Origin of the sequence: uncultured Tenacibaculum sp., from assembly GCF_947498805.1 — a bacterium.
GTDB lineage: Bacteria > Bacteroidota > Bacteroidia > Flavobacteriales > Flavobacteriaceae > Polaribacter.
The window spans coordinates 326,708-346,244 of the sequence record NZ_CANMLT010000005.1; the positions used below are offsets into that span (position 1 = coordinate 326,708).

At 30.6% G+C, this 19,537-nt stretch carries 12 protein-coding genes; 2 read left to right on the forward strand and 10 right to left on the reverse strand.

Annotated features, from left to right (window positions below):
* Nucleotides 1–2: 2 nt before the first annotated feature.
* The 8 genes from Q0873_RS12060 to Q0873_RS12095 form a co-directional block, all read right to left on the reverse strand.
* Nucleotides 3–590 carry a hypothetical protein gene (locus Q0873_RS12060; protein ID WP_299107539.1) on the reverse strand — a complete coding sequence of 196 codons (588 nt, stop codon included), beginning with the start codon at nucleotides 588–590 and terminating at the stop codon, nucleotides 3–5.
* Nucleotides 591–596: 6 nt separating this feature from the next.
* The gene (locus Q0873_RS12065) at nucleotides 597–1,580 is read right to left on the reverse strand and encodes a hypothetical protein (protein ID WP_299107541.1); all 984 of its coding nucleotides are present in this window, start codon (nucleotides 1,578–1,580) and stop codon (nucleotides 597–599) included.
* The gene (locus Q0873_RS12070; RefSeq protein ID WP_299107543.1) at nucleotides 1,577–2,518 is read right to left on the reverse strand and encodes a pentapeptide repeat-containing protein; all 942 of its coding nucleotides are present in this window, start codon (nucleotides 2,516–2,518) and stop codon (nucleotides 1,577–1,579) included. The genes Q0873_RS12065 and Q0873_RS12070 overlap by 4 nt, the downstream gene beginning before the upstream one ends.
* 1,078 nt (nucleotides 2,519–3,596) lie before the next feature.
* Nucleotides 3,597–4,151 (reverse strand): helix-turn-helix domain-containing protein, encoded by a 555-nt coding sequence (locus Q0873_RS12075; RefSeq protein ID WP_299107545.1) that lies wholly within the window; start codon nucleotides 4,149–4,151, stop codon nucleotides 3,597–3,599.
* 790 nt (nucleotides 4,152–4,941) lie between these two features.
* On the reverse strand, nucleotides 4,942–13,695 hold the full coding sequence (locus Q0873_RS12080) for a LamG-like jellyroll fold domain-containing protein (RefSeq protein WP_299107547.1): 8,754 nt from the start codon (nucleotides 13,693–13,695) through the stop codon (nucleotides 4,942–4,944).
* Nucleotides 13,696–13,705: 10 nt separating this feature from the next.
* Complete coding sequence (locus Q0873_RS12085; protein ID WP_299107550.1) at nucleotides 13,706–14,254, reverse strand: hypothetical protein; 549 nt, start codon at nucleotides 14,252–14,254, stop codon at nucleotides 13,706–13,708.
* Nucleotides 14,255–14,263: 9 nt separating this feature from the next.
* Nucleotides 14,264–15,247 carry a hypothetical protein gene (locus tag Q0873_RS12090; RefSeq protein WP_299107552.1) on the reverse strand — a complete coding sequence of 328 codons (984 nt, stop codon included), beginning with the start codon at nucleotides 15,245–15,247 and terminating at the stop codon, nucleotides 14,264–14,266.
* 2 nt (nucleotides 15,248–15,249) lie between these two features.
* Nucleotides 15,250–16,293 (reverse strand): hypothetical protein, encoded by a 1,044-nt coding sequence (locus tag Q0873_RS12095; protein WP_299107555.1) that lies wholly within the window; start codon nucleotides 16,291–16,293, stop codon nucleotides 15,250–15,252.
* A gap of 540 nt (nucleotides 16,294–16,833) precedes the next feature.
* On the opposite strand from Q0873_RS12095, the gene Q0873_RS12100 reads away from it, so the two are divergent.
* Both Q0873_RS12100 and Q0873_RS12105 read left to right on the forward strand, forming a co-directional pair.
* Nucleotides 16,834–17,448, forward strand: coding sequence for a Crp/Fnr family transcriptional regulator (locus Q0873_RS12100; RefSeq protein ID WP_299107558.1), 615 nt, complete (start codon nucleotides 16,834–16,836; stop codon nucleotides 17,446–17,448).
* Between the two features lie 120 nt (nucleotides 17,449–17,568).
* Nucleotides 17,569–18,180: a hypothetical protein gene (locus tag Q0873_RS12105; protein ID WP_299107560.1), complete on the forward strand. Its 612-nt coding sequence runs from the start codon at nucleotides 17,569–17,571 to the stop codon at nucleotides 18,178–18,180.
* Nucleotides 18,181–18,255: 75 nt separating this feature from the next.
* Here the strand turns inward: Q0873_RS12105 and Q0873_RS12110 are convergent, their stop codons facing one another.
* Together Q0873_RS12110 and Q0873_RS12115 are read right to left on the reverse strand one after the other, a co-directional pair.
* Nucleotides 18,256–18,621, reverse strand: coding sequence for a DUF3127 domain-containing protein (locus tag Q0873_RS12110; RefSeq protein ID WP_299107562.1), 366 nt, complete (start codon nucleotides 18,619–18,621; stop codon nucleotides 18,256–18,258).
* An 8-nt stretch (nucleotides 18,622–18,629) separates the two neighbouring features.
* Nucleotides 18,630–19,490 carry a flavin reductase family protein gene (locus tag Q0873_RS12115; protein ID WP_299107564.1) on the reverse strand — a complete coding sequence of 287 codons (861 nt, stop codon included), beginning with the start codon at nucleotides 19,488–19,490 and terminating at the stop codon, nucleotides 18,630–18,632.
* Nucleotides 19,491–19,537: the final 47 nt, after the last annotated feature.

Below are 19,537 nucleotides of genomic sequence, written 5' to 3' on the forward strand. Positions count from 1 at the left end.
AATTAAAGTGAATTCTTAATTGATTGTAAATTGAAAACAAAACGATTATCGACTTTCCACTTATCTTTATTTGTATCATTTCTTCTTACATCATTTGAATCGTGCAAAATTGTATACGAATAACTATCATTATCTCGTTTTACTCCCCATTCGCTATCTCCTGTACTGAAATAGAAAGGGGTTAAGTATACTTTATTATTCACTCCGGCATAATTCAAATACCATACATATTTGTTTTTTTCTGATTCATGAGAATCCAATGAATAATCTTCAAAACTTATTGCCTTGCCTATATTATTTTTAAGGTATAATTTTTTGTTTTTGGCCAACACTATGAGTACACCTCCTTTACTTTTCAAAGTTGGATGAGGCACAAGCATTAGTGCATTTAAATACGCCGTTCTTATATTGAATTCACTGTTAGTTATCTCTTTTGGCACTAACAAATTATTTTCTGGATTATGGCTAGCCAAAAATGTTTTATTGAGTGAAGAATCGCTATTAACTAATCTGAATAAGGTAATATCATCCTGTGCTTTTACTACGATTCCAAGTAATAAAAGCAGTATTGTTATGCTTATTTTTTTCATATACTATTACTTTTTATTTGCAGCTGGTTTTGCTTGTAGTTTGTTGATTAATTGTTGTTGCTGTATAGTATACAGGGTTAATTCTTCCACCTTTTCGACCAACTTCAAGGTAAGCTCTTTTAAATCCATCCCTTCTTTCACCACTTCTCTCTCAGATTTCATGTTTGGTAAATGTTGGTGCTTTTTAATAAAAGATGCTACTTCTTCTAAAGGCATTAATTTATAGTCATTAGCAAATACATAATCTGGGAAAGATCCAACGCGCAAAGTCACTTTGTCTGCAATGATAGTTTTACTAGTGACTTGATTAGTAACATTAATGTCCTTCGCTGATACTTTATCGGAAGCTATGAGTTCATTAGCAGAAATACTACTTTCTATTACTGCTTTCTTTCCTTTTAATAAAGCTGCTTGCACATCCACGAGGTTTTCATCAGCTTTTAATATTACCTTATCTCTATTTACTCCTACATCGGTTAGAACAACTAAACTGTTAAAAACTCGAGTGTTCTTTTCATCAATAATCAATTTTCTATTGATTCTACCATCTAAAGAGCGTTTTGTAACTCTAAAGTTATTTTCAAATAAGTCTCCATTGGAATTATGATGCGGTAAACTAAATGCAAATGAATCATGAGATTGTCCACTAATACCACTTTGAGTTATTGATAATGAACCTCCTTCTCCTTGATGAAGTTGAATCCCGTAGGCTCCAGAAGAAATTGAACTATTATGGTGTATTCCAAACCGATCTATTACTTTAGCACTAAAATCAAATCTTTTAGAATTTGCTTTGATTTCCTCTGGATTAACTTCAAATAATTTTTTCCGTTCTTTACCATAACTCACCCAAAATTGGTCGATTTTGATATCGTTATTATTGTTATCTACATTAATTTCCCAATCACCACTTACTGAATGATCTTGAGCATAAGTGTTACCCAAACTTGCTAAAAGAAACATTCCTGTTATCGTTATTATCTTTTTCATTTCGTATTACTTTTGTTTGTTGCAATTTTTGTTTGTAAATCATCTATTAACTTTTGTTGTTCTATAGTATACAGGGTTAACTCTTCTACCTTTTCGACTAATTTTAACGTAAGTTCTTTTAAATCCATCCCCTCTTTTACCACTTCTTTTTCAGATTTCATATTTGGTAAATGCTGGTGTTTTTTAATAAAAGATGCTACTTCTTGTAAAGGCATTAAGTCATAATTATTGGCAAATACATAATCTGGGAAAGACCCTACTCTTAAGGTAACTTTATTTGCTATTATATCTCCTGTTGTTACCGAATATGATGAAAAAGGCAACTGAGATTCAACTTTATTTTTATCTACCACTAATAATTTCTTTACTCCTTCTTTAGCTGAAAACCCTTTAGAGAAATTTGTTGTTCCAGTCAAATTTGTGGTTCCACTCAAGTTTGTTGTTCCACTCAAGTTTGTTGCTCCTTTAAAAGATACAAGATCTGAAAAATTAGCTCCTTTAAAAGTTACAGTTCCATCATCAAAATTCGCATTACCCGTAAAATTTGCATTACCGTTAAAATTAGCTTCATCTTTAAAATTAGCTTTACCACTAAAGCTAGAAGCTGAAACAACTGTTAATCCACCTTCTATACTTAAACTGCTATAAAATTTCGCATTGTTTTTAACTTCTAAACCATTCGCGATTTTCATATTATTACGAAACCATGTAAATTCAGGTAAAAATGCAACATATTGTTTATTACCAATAACAAAACCATGACCTTCTACACGATCAATAAAACCTCCATTAGTATCTGCTTTATAGACTATTGCATTTCCATTCGAAATAACTTTTTCTCTAAAAAAATTGAGAATTGGTTCCTTAAAATCTTGTGCATTTAATTTAAAGTTACTCATGGACATTAGTAATAGCCCTATAAATATTATTTTTTTCATTGTTATATATTTTTAAATTATTGTTTATGTATTTGTTACTATATTTTATTTGTTTATTAGACTAAAAAGTTTCTTACTTTTAAATATTTTATATGCCTATTTAGTTTATTTAGCTATGGGTCAAAAAAGGAAGATCTACTTATTTTACTTTTTAATTTTTTAATAAAAACATAGTACAGAGATCTATTCATCATACTTGTTGGAATTAAATTTAATTGACTATTTTTTTCTTAATGTTTTAAGCTATTTTATCAACTTAATTGGTAGCTTAGAATCCAATTCTATTGATCTAAACCGTATTTATTTTTTACTATGAGAAGTCAATCATCCGTTTCAATAAAAAACAAGGTTCCCTTAGACTTTTTACTTTTCATAAAAGCCTATTGCAACTTCCGTTTTTATCGATTGAACAACATCGATTTTCAATGGAACACTATCTCAAGAAAAAATGAATTTTAAATCAAATGACTATTTGACTTTTGATATTTATGTTTGAAAAATAACTGCGTGAATTTTACTTCGTGCTACAATATTTGTCACTTGTAATTGTATGCAAATTGTATTTGTTAGAAACCAAATTCGTTGGAATAAATTGTATGTAAGATAAATCATATTCGAGGGTTTGTATGATGTTAAAACACCAAAAACAGAATCTACCCCCCTGACAAATAAACGAATAAAGTCCTACTATCTGAATATGAGACCTTGTATATAAATACCTTTTAATAAAAAAGTCTTCATTCCTTTTATTGGACTTATTTTAAAAAAACATACTTGCCAGTTATAAGGCTTTTTATTAAAAACGAAAGAATCTACTAAATACTTTCTAAGGTTACTCAGCACTTTATTTAAAATAAGTTTGATATACATTACTTTCAAATTATTTAGATATCTTGAAAAATAATTATCTCTTTTATCTGTAAAGAAACTCATTAAGTTCAACCCTAAATATTATTTTTTTAAAGAGTCTCATAACATAACTTTAAAAACCACAAAAAGCCAGATACGTATATAAATTAACGCATCTGGCTTTTAAATTTTGTAATTTCTTAATTACGTTGTCAACTTTTTTATTTAGTTATGCCCCATAATTGTTTTTTTCATCATGAAATATTTTCATGTACTCACTCGGATTCATCTTTTCGTGCTTTTTAAATGCTTTATAAAAAGTAGATTTTGAGCTAAATCCTGATTCTTTAGCAACTCCTAATATAGAATAGTTTTTATAGTCTTTTTTATCTAAATTCTTTTTAAACTCCTCTATTCTTAATCTATTTATAAAATCATTAAAATTTCCTTCTGTAAATGTATTGATCAGTTTAGATATATATTTCGTATGCATTTCCGTAATACCCGAAATATGTGAAATTGTTACTTTAGAATTTTTATAAATCCCTCTAAATAGTATTAGTTCCGACAATTTATCAAAATCTTTCTTTTCCTTAAGGTTATATATGATACTCTTTACTTTCTTTGAATTTAAAACTATGCTTCTCTTTTTAACCTCTTTTATTTTAAAGCTTACTTTTTGTTTTATTAGATATCTAAAAAAAAGTAAACTAAAAACACCGATTAAACCGTCCAGATAAGTAACCTCTTTGATTAAATTAGGAAAAAAATAAAATGCTATCATATACAATGAATGGGAAATATAATAAGCAAAACAGACAAACATCAAAGTAAATAAAAAGTAAATGAAAAATTTATTTTGAATAAAAAATCGTTTTGACTTATCTCGTACAAAAGTCTTTAGTTCAAAATAAAAATATAGTAACATGATAAGCTTATAAACGTAATCAAATGCTAAAAAATATGGCGGATAGTATTGATTATATAAAACATTTATTCCTACTATATGTGTAATTATTATGGGATAAATATATCTTGATTTAATTCGTAAAGTTTCAATTAAAAAAGAATAAAAAATTGTTTCAGATATTGAGAAGTAATAATACTTTGTTGGAATAATATAGCTCCCAAACTTGATTTCATATAATCTTTCAATAGATTCAAACATTAGATTTATGAATAGTATTTTCAATAAAAATTTACTTTTTATTGATGTAAATCTAATTCTATCATTAAAAATGATAGCACAAATAATTATTAAAAAAAATAAATGAAACAACTCAATAATGACAGTTGAATTTAATTCTAGTATCATAGATTCGGGGGGTTAAAAGACTGATTAGCATCAGTCTTTATTTTATAAATTCCTTACATAAATTGTTAAAAATTTGACTTTCATCAAACCTAACAATAATTAAAGTAACAAGTTAAGTTTAAAAAACCCTATGAAAAACTCATAGGATTTCTATTGTATTTATTATCTCGGCAAAGCCTACATATTTATCAGATTTTCAACTAAATAAAAGAGGGAGATTGTTTCTACAACCTCCCTTTATTAATTGATTTATCTCATTTTACTTGATTATTAATTTACGTTTTAGTCTTTTTCCATTGGCTCTTAATTCGTACATGTATACTCCGGTTTGAAGTTTAGTTCCCCTAATTTCTCCATTCCATTGTATTTCATGTTTTGTATTTGGCTGTACTTTTCTTGAAATAAATGTGTGTAACTTCTGTCCAAGTAAGTTATATAAGCTCAAGTTTACATGCGCCTCGTTCGAAATACTAAAACTGATTTTGGTATATCCATCTACAGGATTTGGTCTATTTTGGGATAGTGACAAACCATAATCTATACTAGATTCAATTTCTTTAGCTTTTAACCTAAAAATGTATGGAGTATTCATATCTCCTAATACTTGGTTCGATTCAAACTTCTCAGCATTACCTAGCTCAGTAATATCAATTCCGTTATATAGTTTAAACTTAACCTTTTCAATATCATGATTATTCCCAATACCAATATAATAATGATATGCTCCGTTAATATATTCTGCTTTAGAAACCCCTCTTAACTCATTATTTACAAAAGCTAAAATGGTTTGTGCTTCATCAGAAGCATCATTTTCATCATCAATAACACCATTGATGTACATAAAATTAGCGTATTTATTAACGTCAATTGTTAAATCTAAATCTTTATATGAAGGAGTTTCTTCTAGCTCACTTGTAGTAATTGACTCATTTTTTATTGAGTTGTCTAAAACAAATGATCTTGCTGCTTCATTCTTAACAATTCCTGAATAGTTAATTGCTCCTGGGTTTTGCGATTTAAAAATATACCCTAATCCCGGAGTTAAATGAGTTAAACTACCTCTCCAACCATTGGCTGCTGAATACTCAGCAAATAAACCTCTTCTTTCAATCCTATCTCCTTCACTCACTTTAGTTGAGGTAAATGATCGCAATGCATAACCTGTGCGCTGCAAATCATTTGGATAAAATGGAAGTGCGTTTCTAACGTTACTTCCATTTATAGTAAGGTTTTTATCTAAACTTACAGGAACACCAGTTATTTCAATATACTTTACATCTTCATGAGAAGCCGCTACATTAACTAAATATGCTTTTGTAATATCTAATTCTGTTAAACCTCCTGTAAAAATATTGTTTGAACCAAGTACCGCTATTCTGTTATCAGATAAATCAAGAATCTGTGAATTAATCGGTAACCCTTTGATTGCTGTCAATGATAATTTATTTGATGCTTCGCTATCTTTTAAATTAAAACTTAATTCTTGATATCCCGTTACAACTGGTATTCTTCTTCTAACTTTTTCTCCTACCGTAAACTTAACTGGTGCAGCATTCGAACCTATTCTAGCATCTGAATTAAAACTGTAGTTTTCAATAATTCCTTCATACTCGGTACATTCTGAAGCATCCCATATTTTAAAGTTTAAGGCTGTAGTTTCTCCAATATTTCCAAATACAGTTAAATCTACCAAACCGTTAGCTCCAACTTTTGCATATCCTCTTATTTCATTTCCTACATAAGCTTTTACGATATCATTAATGTCTGCAGAGGTTTGAGAATTAATAACTAGATTACCTTTCATGTTCATTGAAAATGGATACTTGTTTTCAAATCCAGTTTCAACAGGTGGCTCCGGACACTGAACAGTTACCTCAACTCTAAAACTCTCTACTCCTAATTTTAAACCAGTTTCTTTGTTACTCGTTTTTATATAAATCGTAGCGGTATGAACACCAGGATTTAGATAATTTTTTACTTCAAATTCTAAATCTCTATTAGTTTCTGTAGCTCGAATAACATTCAATGCATCTTTGTCTGGATTTGCACCTTTGTTCACACTAAACCAAACTGGTAAGTTTTCAAAAGTATATGCCACATCTACTCCTCCATCTTCGTTAATCAAATCAATATAATCGATCAATGTTGCTTCTCCCTGATTTTGTGTTATCGAGATGTTGTTATGACTCCACTTTAACTTACTTCTATTTACAATAAAACTCCAAGATGTTTTATCTATCTTATTTCCTAAAGGGTCTTCTAACTTTTTATCTTTTACAAAAACAGTTAATCTTGCTCCTTCTACGAATTCTAAGTCTGAAATTTTCATATTGAAATTAATAATGGTATTATTTTCAGACATGGTTGTTGTAAATTGAATGTCCTCCACAGTTTTTGTTTCATCTAATGGAGCTGCCTCTTCATTTGTTATAAAATCAATACCTGATGCGGTTGTACCTTGCGCATTTCCGGTAAAATCTTGAATTGCTTCATCCGGATTTCCATTTATCCCTTGCTTTGCCAATGTATTATTATTGAAAACAAAATATGCTTCTAAAGCATTTTCATTTCCTAGTAATTGGTTTTTGAAATTACTTGCAATTTCTAATGGAGATCTTGCAGATTGCCACAATCTCATTTCATCTATAGAACCTACAAAAGAATCTGTTGCTCCCATTGGAGATATTATGAAATCCTCTGTATTTGCTTCATTACTTATAGTAGAAATATTTCCTGAACCAACTTCTCCTCCGTTAAAATAAATAAGAGCATTCCCATTTGTTTTATCTAATACAACCGCTACATGAGTCCAAGTAAATGGTTGTAATCCTCTTGTTGATTTTATTCCATCATTTGTAATAATCTTACCATCTGGCATTAATGAAACGTGGTAATTTGATCCTTTTTGAACAATTGGTACGTTGCTTCCTGCTGGATACTTTGATGGATTCACCCACATTTCAATAGTTAACTTATCTTCTAAGCTAAACTTATCATTATGAGGAACAGTAATAACATCAGATACATTGTCTAATTTCACCGACGTTAATGGCTTTGGTACTCCTCCTAAGATTCCACGCATTGCCAATGAATTTAAATTTACCGTTGCTGGATTAATTGGAGCTGAGAATTTAGCTGAAATAGTTCCTGTGGTAAAAATTCCTCCATTATCTGGTGTTGTTAAAACCAATTGAGGTGCTTGTCTTGCTATTTTCCCTGTTACAAATGGAGTTGGATTTTTCCTATTATTTGGATTATCTGAACCACCATCTCCACATACGGGTACAATTCTAAAGTTATACGTTCCATCTGTTAAACCAGAAACATCTGCGCTGTACTCTACTTGATCTGTCTTTGAGTTTAAATGTCTCTTTAATGTTTGTAAATCTAGCTTTCTTAATATTTTAGGCGAGTTATTCCCTTCAATTGTATATTCTAAATCTACAGAGAAATCAGTATCATCTGACATATCTTTTAACTCAGGAATTCTAAAGTTAAAGTCGAGTTTCTTTTTATCAGAACCATTTACCACCCAATCATTTTGTGGTGCATCTGAGGTGATTTCTTCAATACAAGCTCCTGTAAAATGGGCAGTTACTAATATTTCAGCATACGGTTTTATACCTACTTCATTATACTCATCTACACCATAAGAACGGTACCTATCTCCTGTTTGTTCGCATTCAGAATACATTTGAATTTTTATATTCTCATATGAAATTTCTGAAGGAGCATCTGTTCCTCTAGAGATGCGTAATTGCGCCTTGATTTCTTTTCTTACCCCAGTAGGAGAACTTGAATCTAAATCAAATACAAATTTTGACGATGTTGTTGGTTCAAAAATTGGTGATTCATTCAAATTAACTACTGCTCCTAAAGGATTCGAAGCACCTGACATACCTACAATATAGGTTTTTCTAGTAGCGTCTTTTGCTATTTGGGTATTACGAAGCGTTAAATTGTATAATATAGATTCATCTCCTGTACCATAACCAACTACCTTATCTACAATTAATTCTACTCCTTCTCTAGGAACAGTTCCAGATTCGAAAGGACAAGAACTTCTTCCAGCATTCGTTAAGAACATTGGCGTATCATATTCTGGATCTCTCTTTATCAACACATCAAAGTGATCTCCTGCGTCGTCATCATTCAATGTGAAACTATCTACTCTATTGTTTCCATTCTCATCAGTATCTGTTCTACTGTTAAAGTTATGTACTTTGGTTTCGTTGTTTAGCGTAAGTCCAACTCCAAAGACTGTAAAGTCTGTTGAAAAACTAACACCTACATAAGGTCCTCCACTAAATGAATTTCCAGTACTTTTCGTTTTTCCTCTAGATAATGTATAACTAATCTCTGTTAAGGCATCAAATGTAATTCGCTTATCTAATACGGAAGCATTTAACCCTGCACCACTCTGACCAACATCATTATCATTGGTTAGTTTTTTAGTGGTTGAACTAAAGTCAGGAGCACTATCGAAATAAGCTTTTGTACGCTTATCATGATTCTTTTTTATAATTGCTTTCCACCTAGAGATTTGATGTAAATAATTCTTAATGTCTTTATCTTCTCTATCATTTGGTGTACTTGCCAAAAGTTTTTCTAAAGTACCTTCTAAGTCTAAATAATCTCTATCATCTGGCGCTGTTTCAATATTGTTATTTTTATCATATTTAGCTATTGCCAACTGATATAAATTAGGAATTACAATATCATTTAAACTCTGTTTTGTATAAATAAAAGGAGTAACCGTAGATGGCTTTGCAACTTTGTCTGAATTTTGAACTACAGGTGAACAACCATTCAATTTTAATACTTGCCCTGTTCCAAACGTAATTACTTTTGATGTTCCTATAAATACATCTGCGTCTTCGCCTACATAAGTAGGATCTGAAGGTGTAGAAACTGATTGTTCTAAAGTAACCGTTTCTGAATTACCACTATGTCTTACATAGTCAAATTTTCCTCCAATTAAACCTTTGGTATCACTACTTGTTTGTAATACTGGATTCACAAAACCTGCCACTGTTCCAACTCCTAATGGTGCCGCAACAACTCCAGTTAGAATTTGTTTTTTAACTTTTAACTTCGCTCCTATTGAATTATCTACTTCTAAACCTATACCATTTTCTGCTGAAAAAGAATAAGAGTAGGTAGCTCCTTTTGCTAAGGTTGCAGAACTATTATCTCCAGGAGGGTCATGTAGCACAAAACCTACTTGAGGATCTATCAATGTAAAGTCTGAATTTCCTTGACGAGCACCTAAAATAATTGCTTTTTTAGTTATGGAAGCTGTTCTACCGTTGTGTTCAGCAGAGATTAAAAAACTTCTTGTATGGTCTCCTAAGAAATTAGGAGATGAAACCTGTGTAAAAAATTCCAATATTCCTTGACTTAAACTATTTCCTGATAAATTACTATCTGATAAAATAGCATCACCTCCTAAAGTAATTTCAGCACCTTCTACCGGACATTTATTAGCTCCATATCTTTCAAAAACCTTCACATCCATTTTAAATCCATCATGAGAATTGAACGTATAACTTCCCTCGCAGGTACTATTTATTTGTTCTCCTACATAATCTCTCATGTTATCTACATCTCTAACTCCAGCCATATCGAATTTATACAACTCAATTTCTAGTTCGATATCGTTTCTAAATTCAAAATCATAAACTACATTTTTACGTCTTAAATCTATAATTGGACTATTCAATAGTCTATTGGTATCTGTGTTCGTAATTTCAACACGATATTGTCCTGGTAATAAATCATTCACTGTAAAAACGGTTGCATCATTATTAAAGTTAGCAGCATTAATTGTTTTTTCAAACTTAGGAAACTCAATATCTGTACGCACAATCTTTCCTGTCCATGCCCCCACACTATTGTTACATGGAACTACTATATTTCCAATAAAACTTCGTCTGGTAGTATTTTCAAAATTTACATTTTGTAAAGGTTCTTCCAAGACAACTTCATAACTATTTCCTTCGGGATTTAAACTTGTATTAGTCGCTTTGTATGTATATTGTATTTCTCTTACGTATTGTTTATGCGATGTATTATCAAAATTACATCCTCCTTCAAATTGTAAATAGTTGTTCTCTGCATCACCTACAATAGAATTGATTGCTTTGGTTCCATGTTTCTGATCAAAACTATAAGATAATTGCAACTGTGATTCTTCAGGTGAAAGGTACTTCCCTTCTAATATCTTTACTATATCTTCTTCTTCCAAAGCAGTTGTTCTATACTCTAACAAATCGACCTGAGATTTTGAAAAATTCGCATAGCCATCTACAGTTTCTTCTGCTCCAACAAATAGGTTTCCAGCTGTTGTAAGGTTACTTAACGATGTGTTTTTTCTTTTGCTATTTACATAAAGAGACATCGTTCCTTTTACCTTATTGTAATTTATAGCAAAGAACGAAAACTGCCCTACACTATTGGATGGTAAGACTTCTGATAGCTTTTCTAGATTACCTACATAAACCTTTAAGACACTATTGTTTATCAGTTTTAATGATAGGTCTCCCCAATCTAAAATAGTTTGAACAGCAATAACTTGCTCATCTACATTGGTTTTTAAATATGGTTTTATAAATCCAGACCATACAAAACTTTCTCCATTGTTAGTTATAGATTTTAAAGTACGAGCATATCCTGTTGCTCCATCAAATTGTAAACTTCCTTCATTTAATAATTCTTCATTAGTTAATGATGGTACTGGATTAGGAGTAATAATATGTCTTCCAGGAGCAGTTTTTATAGCATATGTTCCTGTATTATCTGTAGTTACTTTATCATCCTCATTACTTTGAATTACAGATCCATCTACTTTTAATGAAGTTCCTTTTATTACAGGGTATAGTTCTTCTCCTACTTTATACGAAATTACTCCTGTAACAGGTAGGCTAGACACATCGTTGAAGTTCACATCATTTACCTCCGATCCATTTAATCTTCTTGGTACTCCAACCACTCTATTTTTAGGTAAAAATTCGAATCGTGGTTTTGATGGTTTTATAGTATACTCAAACTTATTGTCATTGTTTGTTACACCTTGTATACCTGTATTCAACGTATTAAACTCATAATTTCCTGTTTCATTTGTAAAAGTGGCATATGTAATTTGTGGTTGTTCTTCCGCAGGTAAACGCTCTAAATCTTCTTCCGTTTCAGCGATATACTCACCTCTTCTCGTTGATGAAAAATTAAATACTTTACGAGTACTATTAAAATCAAAACGATAATATGCAAACAAATCACTTACATCTCCTCCAATAATATGGTTTGCATAGTTTTTTACTTCTAGCGATGTTCTTGGTGTATTCCATAAACGAACCTCATCAATATAATAAGTTACGTTGGTTGTTTCGCTTAGATAAAATGTATTTACATTACTTAAATCTAAATTAAATAGTGTTGAAGTACTTGCATTATTTATTGGTTCTCCATCTTCATAAAGAACTCCTCCTGTAGTATTAAATGCAAAAGCATAATGATGCCAATTGGTATCTGATGTTCTTGCTCCTTCTAAGTATGTACTTCCATTTAATCTAACTACTATTTTATCTTCTTGAAGAACTAATTCACTATTTCCGATTTTAAGAATCTTATTTTCTCCTTGAGATACACTCGGAGTTTTATACCAAAACTCTAAGGTTGCTCCTCCTTTAGCTTTTCTAAAAGCATTGATATTCTTAATAAGTAATGGTTTTTTCCCTGGTATAAACTTAAGAGCTCCTCCTGGATTTACATTTCCTTCAGCAATAGCTTCAACTTTTGCAAACTTTGTTGCTACACGAGAAGACGTTTCTATAATTCCTCTTACTTTTCCATTTGGCAATACAAATCCAACATCTTTACCAGATAATGTTGTTGCTCCATTTTTCTTAGCTTCTACCGTATACTCATACAATTCATTTGGTAGTATTCCTTTGTCTACAAAAAATAAAGATTCTGAGGGACTTCTTGTTTCTGTATCTTTTAAAGAATGGATTTCTGTACTGGTTGTTCCTGCTCTTAAGTTTCTTCTTTTAATTTCATAGCTTTCAACATTTCTAACATGTTGCCATTCTATTAAAATTCCATTTGCTCCTGATAATAATGTATTATCTATACCATCTCCATCACTAGCACGTACTATAATTTTATTTAAATTCAGTACTGGGTGTTGTATATCTGAACCTATTCTTCCTACTTCATTTGTTTTTAAGCTTGAAGAAAATTCAGCTTCCTTCACTAAATTGTCGTTAGGAAAATATTCATACAATAAATTATCCCAAGAAATAGAAGTAAGTACATTTCCTCCCAAATAATCTTCATTTCTATAATTTGTATTTGTATACACAATCTCCAATCCGTTATTTTTCAATTCTTCCAACGAATTTTGAGTTTCTTTATAGAAAGTTCGGTACTGTTCTTCTTGAATTTGTTTTTTACTTTTTACCGTAGACCATCCTCTATATTCAGCTAAAAACAGGTCTGTCTTTTTATTTGTTAAAAAGTACAATTCTTGTACATCAAAGGTAAGTTTGGTGCTATAAAAATACTCAACTCCATCAATATATACTCGTAACTCATTATACTCTTTATCTAATGTAATTGCATAATGGTGCCATGTATTTTTAAACAATCTTTCGGTAAGTAAAAAATCTCCTACTTGTTCATTGTTTCCAATTCTTAATGCAACCTTATCTTCTTCTATACGAAGAGTAAATTCTTTTGCTCCTGTTTCTAAGTTTGAAAATTGCCATTTTACCACTTCATTAGTACCTGAAGTGCCTGTATTATGCATTCCCCAAAACTCAATAGTTGCTTTATTATTTATTCCGTTATTTAATAAACTATTTAGTTTAGTTTGAGGGTTAAAAATTCTATGATACTTTCCTTTACTTTGTATTTGCAATACAGCCAGATCATGCGATTGTTGTGCATATAACAAAGAAAATGAATGCAATAGAGCTATTATTAAACAGCCTATAATTTTATTTTTTCTCATGTTTAATATTTTAAAGTACGTTTGCTATTTTTTCCATGGTAAACCTGTATTGATCTCCCACTATTTTTCCTGTGGTTAACTCTTGATTATTACCATCTTTAAATTCTTCTAGTTTTATGATATTCCCCTCCTTTTGTACCAAGCCTTTGTTAAGGTTACTTAGAGGTGATATCAATATTTTACCTGAACCAGCAAACTGAATTCTCCATGTGTAGTTTTCTAACTCATTAGAGTTTTCTATAGTAGAAAAAACTACATCACTTGAAGTGTTACTAAATTTTAAAAAGTGATTTTTTTGTTTTGCAGATGCTATTAAAACGTTGCCTCTTTCTAATCGTTTTAGAATAAAAGACTGTAAATAACCATCTTTTTCATTTAGATTAGAACTCGATTTTTTTAATAGCTTAATTGAATTATCAGAAGTATTATGGTATAACACCATTTCGTTTCCATCTACAATATTTGCATTTGTGAACCTAAATAACTCTATATCTTGGGCAATGACCATCCCTGCGCCTAAAACATATAGGCACAAAAACAACATCAATTTGTTTTTCATGTTTCTTACTTATTTTTTTGTTGATTGTATAGCCTCTTTTATAAGTGCTAACTCCTTTTGTAGTTGTTCAATTTTTTCTTCTTGAGAAATAGAATGTAGCGTAAGTTCTTCTACTTTTTCTACTAAAACTGTATTGATTTGTTTTAGATTCATCCCATTAACTACTACCTCCTTTTCAGATGGCATATTAGGCAAATGCTTATGCTCTTTTATATAGGTAGCTACTTCTTTTAAAGGCATTAACCTATAGTTTTTAGAAAACACATAATCTGGGAATGATCCAACATTCAAAACAACACTATCTAAGGTTAGAACTCCATTTCTTAAACTTGCCATTTCAACATTATTACCATTTAAGAAAGTTATTTTTTCATTTGTACTGTGTCCTAAGCTTAACCTACCATTACTATTATAAGAAACACTACCAAATGTACCTTCTTGAATTTGGGCACTATTTACAGAGATGTTGTTATTAAAAACACCAGTATTAATTGTTAAAACACCATCATGAATTTTTGCCATCTCTCCATTTGCACTATTTCTAAAAGAAATAATATCGTCTCCATTGTTATCTACATCTGGATGCAAAATTATTGGCCCCCAACTTTGATACTCTCCAGTATCTACTCGAATATTTTTGTTTTTTACATGTATTCCTTCGGTTGGTGTTATTCCTAAACCGATTTTAGAAAAGGTACTCGTTCCAGACACATTTAAGTTGGTATTTATTTGTACATTTTTTCTAAAATAAGTTAGTCCGTCGAAGTAAACTTCCTTATCAAAAAAAGTTCTCATTAAATGTACGTTGTTAGCAGGAGTAAAATATGCTAACTTCTTATTTGCAGCATACAAAACAACTCCTTCATTACCTCCTTTCGCATCGGTATCGGCTCTAATATCAATTCCTCTTACAGTTTGGATAACATGTTGCGCTTGTGTAATACTTGCTCCTAATAATAAACCTACTAATGTAATTTTTTTAAACATCTTCATTTTTAATTTTTAGCTTTTAACGAATGATACTCCTTTTCTAAATTTGAGATTCTTTCTAAAAGAATTTCCATTTTTTTCTCCGCTTCTTTTGCTTTATTCAATGCTCCAGATAGCTTTGTTATTTTTTCTTCTTGAGAAATAAGGTACAGTGTTAGTTCCTCAACTTTCTCCACTAAAACCGTATTGATTTGTTTTATATCCATTCCCTTAGCTATTACTTCAGCTTCAGAAGGCATATTTGGTAAGTGTTTATTTTTCTTTATAAAAGTTGCTACATCTTTCAAAGACATTAGTTTATATTTCTCTGAGAAAACATAATCTGGAAATGATCCTACATTTAATACAACTTTATCTAAAGTTAAAACTCCGTCTTTCAATGTGGCCATTTCGTTATTTTGACCATTCATAAAAGTTATCTTTTCATTTTCACCGTGTCCTAAGCTAAGTCTACCTGTACTATTGTTGTAGGATACACTTCCAAAAGTCCCTCCAACGGCAGAAATACTATTATTAAAAACACCTCTATTGGTTGTAAAAACACCATCTTTCAACGATGCCATTTCTCCATTTTGACTATTTCTAAATGAAATGATATCATCCCCAGTGTTATCTACATCAGGATGAAAAACTAAAGGACCATGACTTTGAAATTCTCCTCCATCAACTCGAATATTTTGACTTCTAACATGAATCGCTTCTTGGGGAGTAGTTCCAATTCCTATTCTTGAAAATGTACTGTTCCCTGAAGCGCTTAAACCCCGACTAAAATTTGCTCCTCGTGCAAAAAAAGCATCTCCATCTGAGTAAAAGCGACCTTTAACTCTTAGTTCTCTATTAGCTTTAAAGTTTACTTCAGAAATATTTCCTGTTGTATAGGATCTAAAAGTAGTTATGGTACCTCCTCCAACACCTCCGTTGATATAAAGTCCTTCAGATCCCTGGTGACTCCCATCTGTATCGAAGTAAATTATATGGGTACTCCCTTGGGCCTTTAAATTATAACTGGCACATAACAATGCGCCAATTAAAAAAATTGTTTTTCTCATTTATACTTATTTAATGGTTAAAAATTCTAACTAACTAGTAGTTAATTACAAGCCCACAAAATTGAATTAAGAAAAACCATTCGATTTAACTGAAATCACCATTTAACCACGGTCACTATTTAACACACATCAATATTTGACCTACATCACATTTAACACCGCCATAAAACCCACGAATTAAGACACTTATATTTTACACAGAAGAAATTAACATTGATTACTTTTCTTAAAGCCTTGAATTTTATTTTTTTATTAAATAAATTAACATTTATTTAACATTTTACACTAAATTCGTTTTAACCAGAATGTTAAAACCAAGTTCATGAAAAAAACATGTACTTTTTCTAAAAAGCTGTAACGGTTTCCTTAGCTTCAATTTTATACTTATAAGAATTATTTATAACGCATAAGTATTTCATATTAAAGAGTCATAGGGTTTTCTTTTTATACACTGTTTAGATATAATGTAAGAACATTATATAATTTACTACTAAATAACGGCTTACAGATTTAAGTACTAATTAATTTAAATAATTTATAATGATTTTAGAGTCCCTCATTAATTGTAACGAATCAACAACTAGATTAATTCAATCTTATGCTATTAAAAAGAAATATATTTCAGGTGATCCTATTTTACTTAAGGATGTTCCTTTAAATCATAGTGCTATTGTAATTGAAGGTGTTTTAAAAGCACATCTTGATCAAGACGATAGTTCGCTGTTACTTTATCATATATCTCCAGAAAACAATCCAATTATAGCACTAATGAACATGACGGAAGCTCAGGCTTCTCCTATCTCAATTACTGCAATAGAAGATAGTATCTTATTATGGTTTCCTAATGATAAAATTGCCGAATGGCAAAGTACTTATTTGTCCTTTAAAAAAGCGATTATCAACTCTAGTGAATATAATATTAGCACTATGGTATATAGACTAAAGAACTTACTAACGCATTCTCTAGAAAATCGTTTGTTTTATTATTTAAAAAACAAATCAAACATTTATCAGAAAAAGGAAATTCATATTTCAAGAGCTGAAATTTCTTCAGATTTAAAAACTCCCCAAGCTTCTATTTCTAGAGCTATTAAACGTTTAGAAAATCAGCATAAGATCATTGGTAAACCAAGGTCCATACAGCTGGTAGTGTAATTTTAAACTTACATAAATTTTATAGAGCACGGTTTATATACATGTAAATCCAAAGGCTCCTTTTACCCTTTTTTTAAGGACAAAAAATGCTATAACCAACTAATCTAACAAACTAAACATATGCTAGAAAACTTACCCCTATCTAAAGAGGTTATTGATCTTTTTAAAAAACATGGAAAGCTTTTACATTATAAAAAAGGATATTTATTACAAAGCTGTCGTCGCTTCGACGAAGGTGTATGTATTTTAACCTCTGGAATTGTCAAAATATCAATAAATCATAACAATAAAAAAATTCTACTATATCATATTGATTGTAGTAGTCCACAAATAATGAATTATACCAATAGTCCTAATATCTCTTCTGAAGTAATAAGTAGTACTGTTTTAAAAGATGCAACCATCTTAAACATTCCTAATAGTTTATTCTTAGAATGGACAAGTACTTATATTGAACTAAGAGATTTTATGGTTAGTTCATTTCAATATCATTATATGAGTATTATTTCTAAAACCCAAGAAATTAGTAATCAACCTTTAGACACTCTTTTACTTAACTATATACAAACAAAATCTAAACTCTATAAAAGTTCAGAAATCAAAATACCTCTTCTAGAAATTTCTGAAGATTTAAACTTTTCACGAGAAGCAATATCAAGAAGTTTAAAAGTACTTGAAAAGAACGAGAAAATTATTCGAAAAACAAGATCGATCATATTGCTGGATCCCTAGCATTTAAAGTTTTTCCATAAAAAAAGCCTATGAATTAATCCATAGGCTTTTTTTATATCTTATTGATTTTCTCGTTTAGAACGGTAAATCATCTGGTTCGTTAGCAGATAAATCTGGAGCTGGCTCAAACTGATCTGGAGCTGGCATTCCTTGTGGTGCTGCTTGTGCTAAGTTTTCAATTCTCCATCCTTGAACAGAGTTAAAATACTTCGCTTCTCCTTGAGGGTTAATCCATTCTCTTCCTCTTAAATTGATAGAAACCTTTACATCTTGTCCTACTTGGTAACTGTTTAATAAGTCACACTTATCTTGAATAAACTCAATTAATATCATTTGAGGATATTGCTCATCAGTAGTCACAACCATTTCACGCTTTCTGAATCCGTTTGATCCAAAAGTCTGTGTTTCATTGATCAATTTAATCTTCCCTATAACTTCCATATTCTTAACTATTTAATTAAAAGCACTTTCCACGCGCTTTCTACATCATTTTTTTGTAAATACTCTTGTGCAAATGTATGCTTTTTTTCAGTGCTAATAGAAACATATTCTGGATGTTCTTTAGCAAAGTTATTAACAGTTTCATTACTAGGAAGCTTTTCTACATTACCTAACATTCCTAAATTATTTCCTGTTAAAACAGTGCTATTTCTAATTTCAAACGGAATTTGATCTACCCCAATTCCTAAAGTAGATATTGGTTTTGGAATTTCAAAAAAACCGTCTCTTGCTCTAGAATAAAAACTTCCTCCTGCTCTAGCAACCAAATCTATCTTATATTGGTCTATACTTCCATCTTCAGCTAAAACATCCTCATTTATATGAAGTTTTACCACTTCACAAACAATTAAATTTCCTGCTCCTCCTTCAGATCCAGTATATATAATATCATTTACTTTACATTCAAACTGAACTGGAGATTCTGCTACTCTAAAAGGCTTTACCTCGTCAGAAGGTAACATGGTTAATCCTGCTTTTTCAAATTCATTAACCCCTTTAGGATACATCGTACTACTTAACGACATTTGTTGAACGATATCATAATTCACCACATTGATAACCACTTCTTTTGTATCTTCTGCATTATCTAAAGTGTGTTTCGTTGTATTTGCTCTTACACTTCGTGCAGGAGAAAAAATCATAATTGGAGGATTGGCTCCAAAAACATTAAAAAAACTAAAAGGAGATAAATTCGGATTTCCTTCACTATCAATCGTGCTCGCAAATGCTATAGGTCTTGGAGCTATGGCCCCTAATAAATAACTATGTAATTTTCCTGTAGGTAAATCTTTAGGATCTAATGATAACATTATCTAATATTTTTAATGTAAATATACTACGGATTTATAAATTAAGT

Bases quoted from the DNA above. Each gene is read 5' to 3' on its own strand.
- Q0873_RS12105 (WP_299107560.1), top strand. From the start codon at position 17,569: ATGCTAGAAAACTTACCCCTATCTAAAGAGGTTATTGATCTTTTTAAA.
- Q0873_RS12070 (WP_299107543.1), bottom strand. From the start codon at position 2,518: ATGAAAAAAATAATATTTATAGGGCTATTACTAATGTCCATGAGTAAC.
- Q0873_RS12060 (WP_299107539.1), bottom strand. From the start codon at position 590: ATGAAAAAAATAAGCATAACAATACTGCTTTTATTACTTGGAATCGTA.
- Q0873_RS12110 (WP_299107562.1), bottom strand. From the start codon at position 18,621: ATGGAAGTTATAGGGAAGATTAAATTGATCAATGAAACACAGACTTTT.
- Q0873_RS12065 (WP_299107541.1), bottom strand. From the start codon at position 1,580: ATGAAAAAGATAATAACGATAACAGGAATGTTTCTTTTAGCAAGTTTG.
- Q0873_RS12100 (WP_299107558.1), top strand. From the start codon at position 16,834: ATGATTTTAGAGTCCCTCATTAATTGTAACGAATCAACAACTAGATTA.
- Q0873_RS12095 (WP_299107555.1), bottom strand. From the start codon at position 16,293: ATGAGAAAAACAATTTTTTTAATTGGCGCATTGTTATGTGCCAGTTAT.
- Q0873_RS12090 (WP_299107552.1), bottom strand. From the start codon at position 15,247: ATGAAGATGTTTAAAAAAATTACATTAGTAGGTTTATTATTAGGAGCA.
- Q0873_RS12075 (WP_299107545.1), bottom strand. From the start codon at position 4,151: ATGATAGCATTTTATTTTTTTCCTAATTTAATCAAAGAGGTTACTTAT.
- Q0873_RS12080 (WP_299107547.1), bottom strand. From the start codon at position 13,695: ATGAGAAAAAATAAAATTATAGGCTGTTTAATAATAGCTCTATTGCAT.
- Q0873_RS12115 (WP_299107564.1), bottom strand. From the start codon at position 19,490: ATGTTATCATTAGATCCTAAAGATTTACCTACAGGAAAATTACATAGT.
- Q0873_RS12085 (WP_299107550.1), bottom strand. From the start codon at position 14,254: ATGAAAAACAAATTGATGTTGTTTTTGTGCCTATATGTTTTAGGCGCA.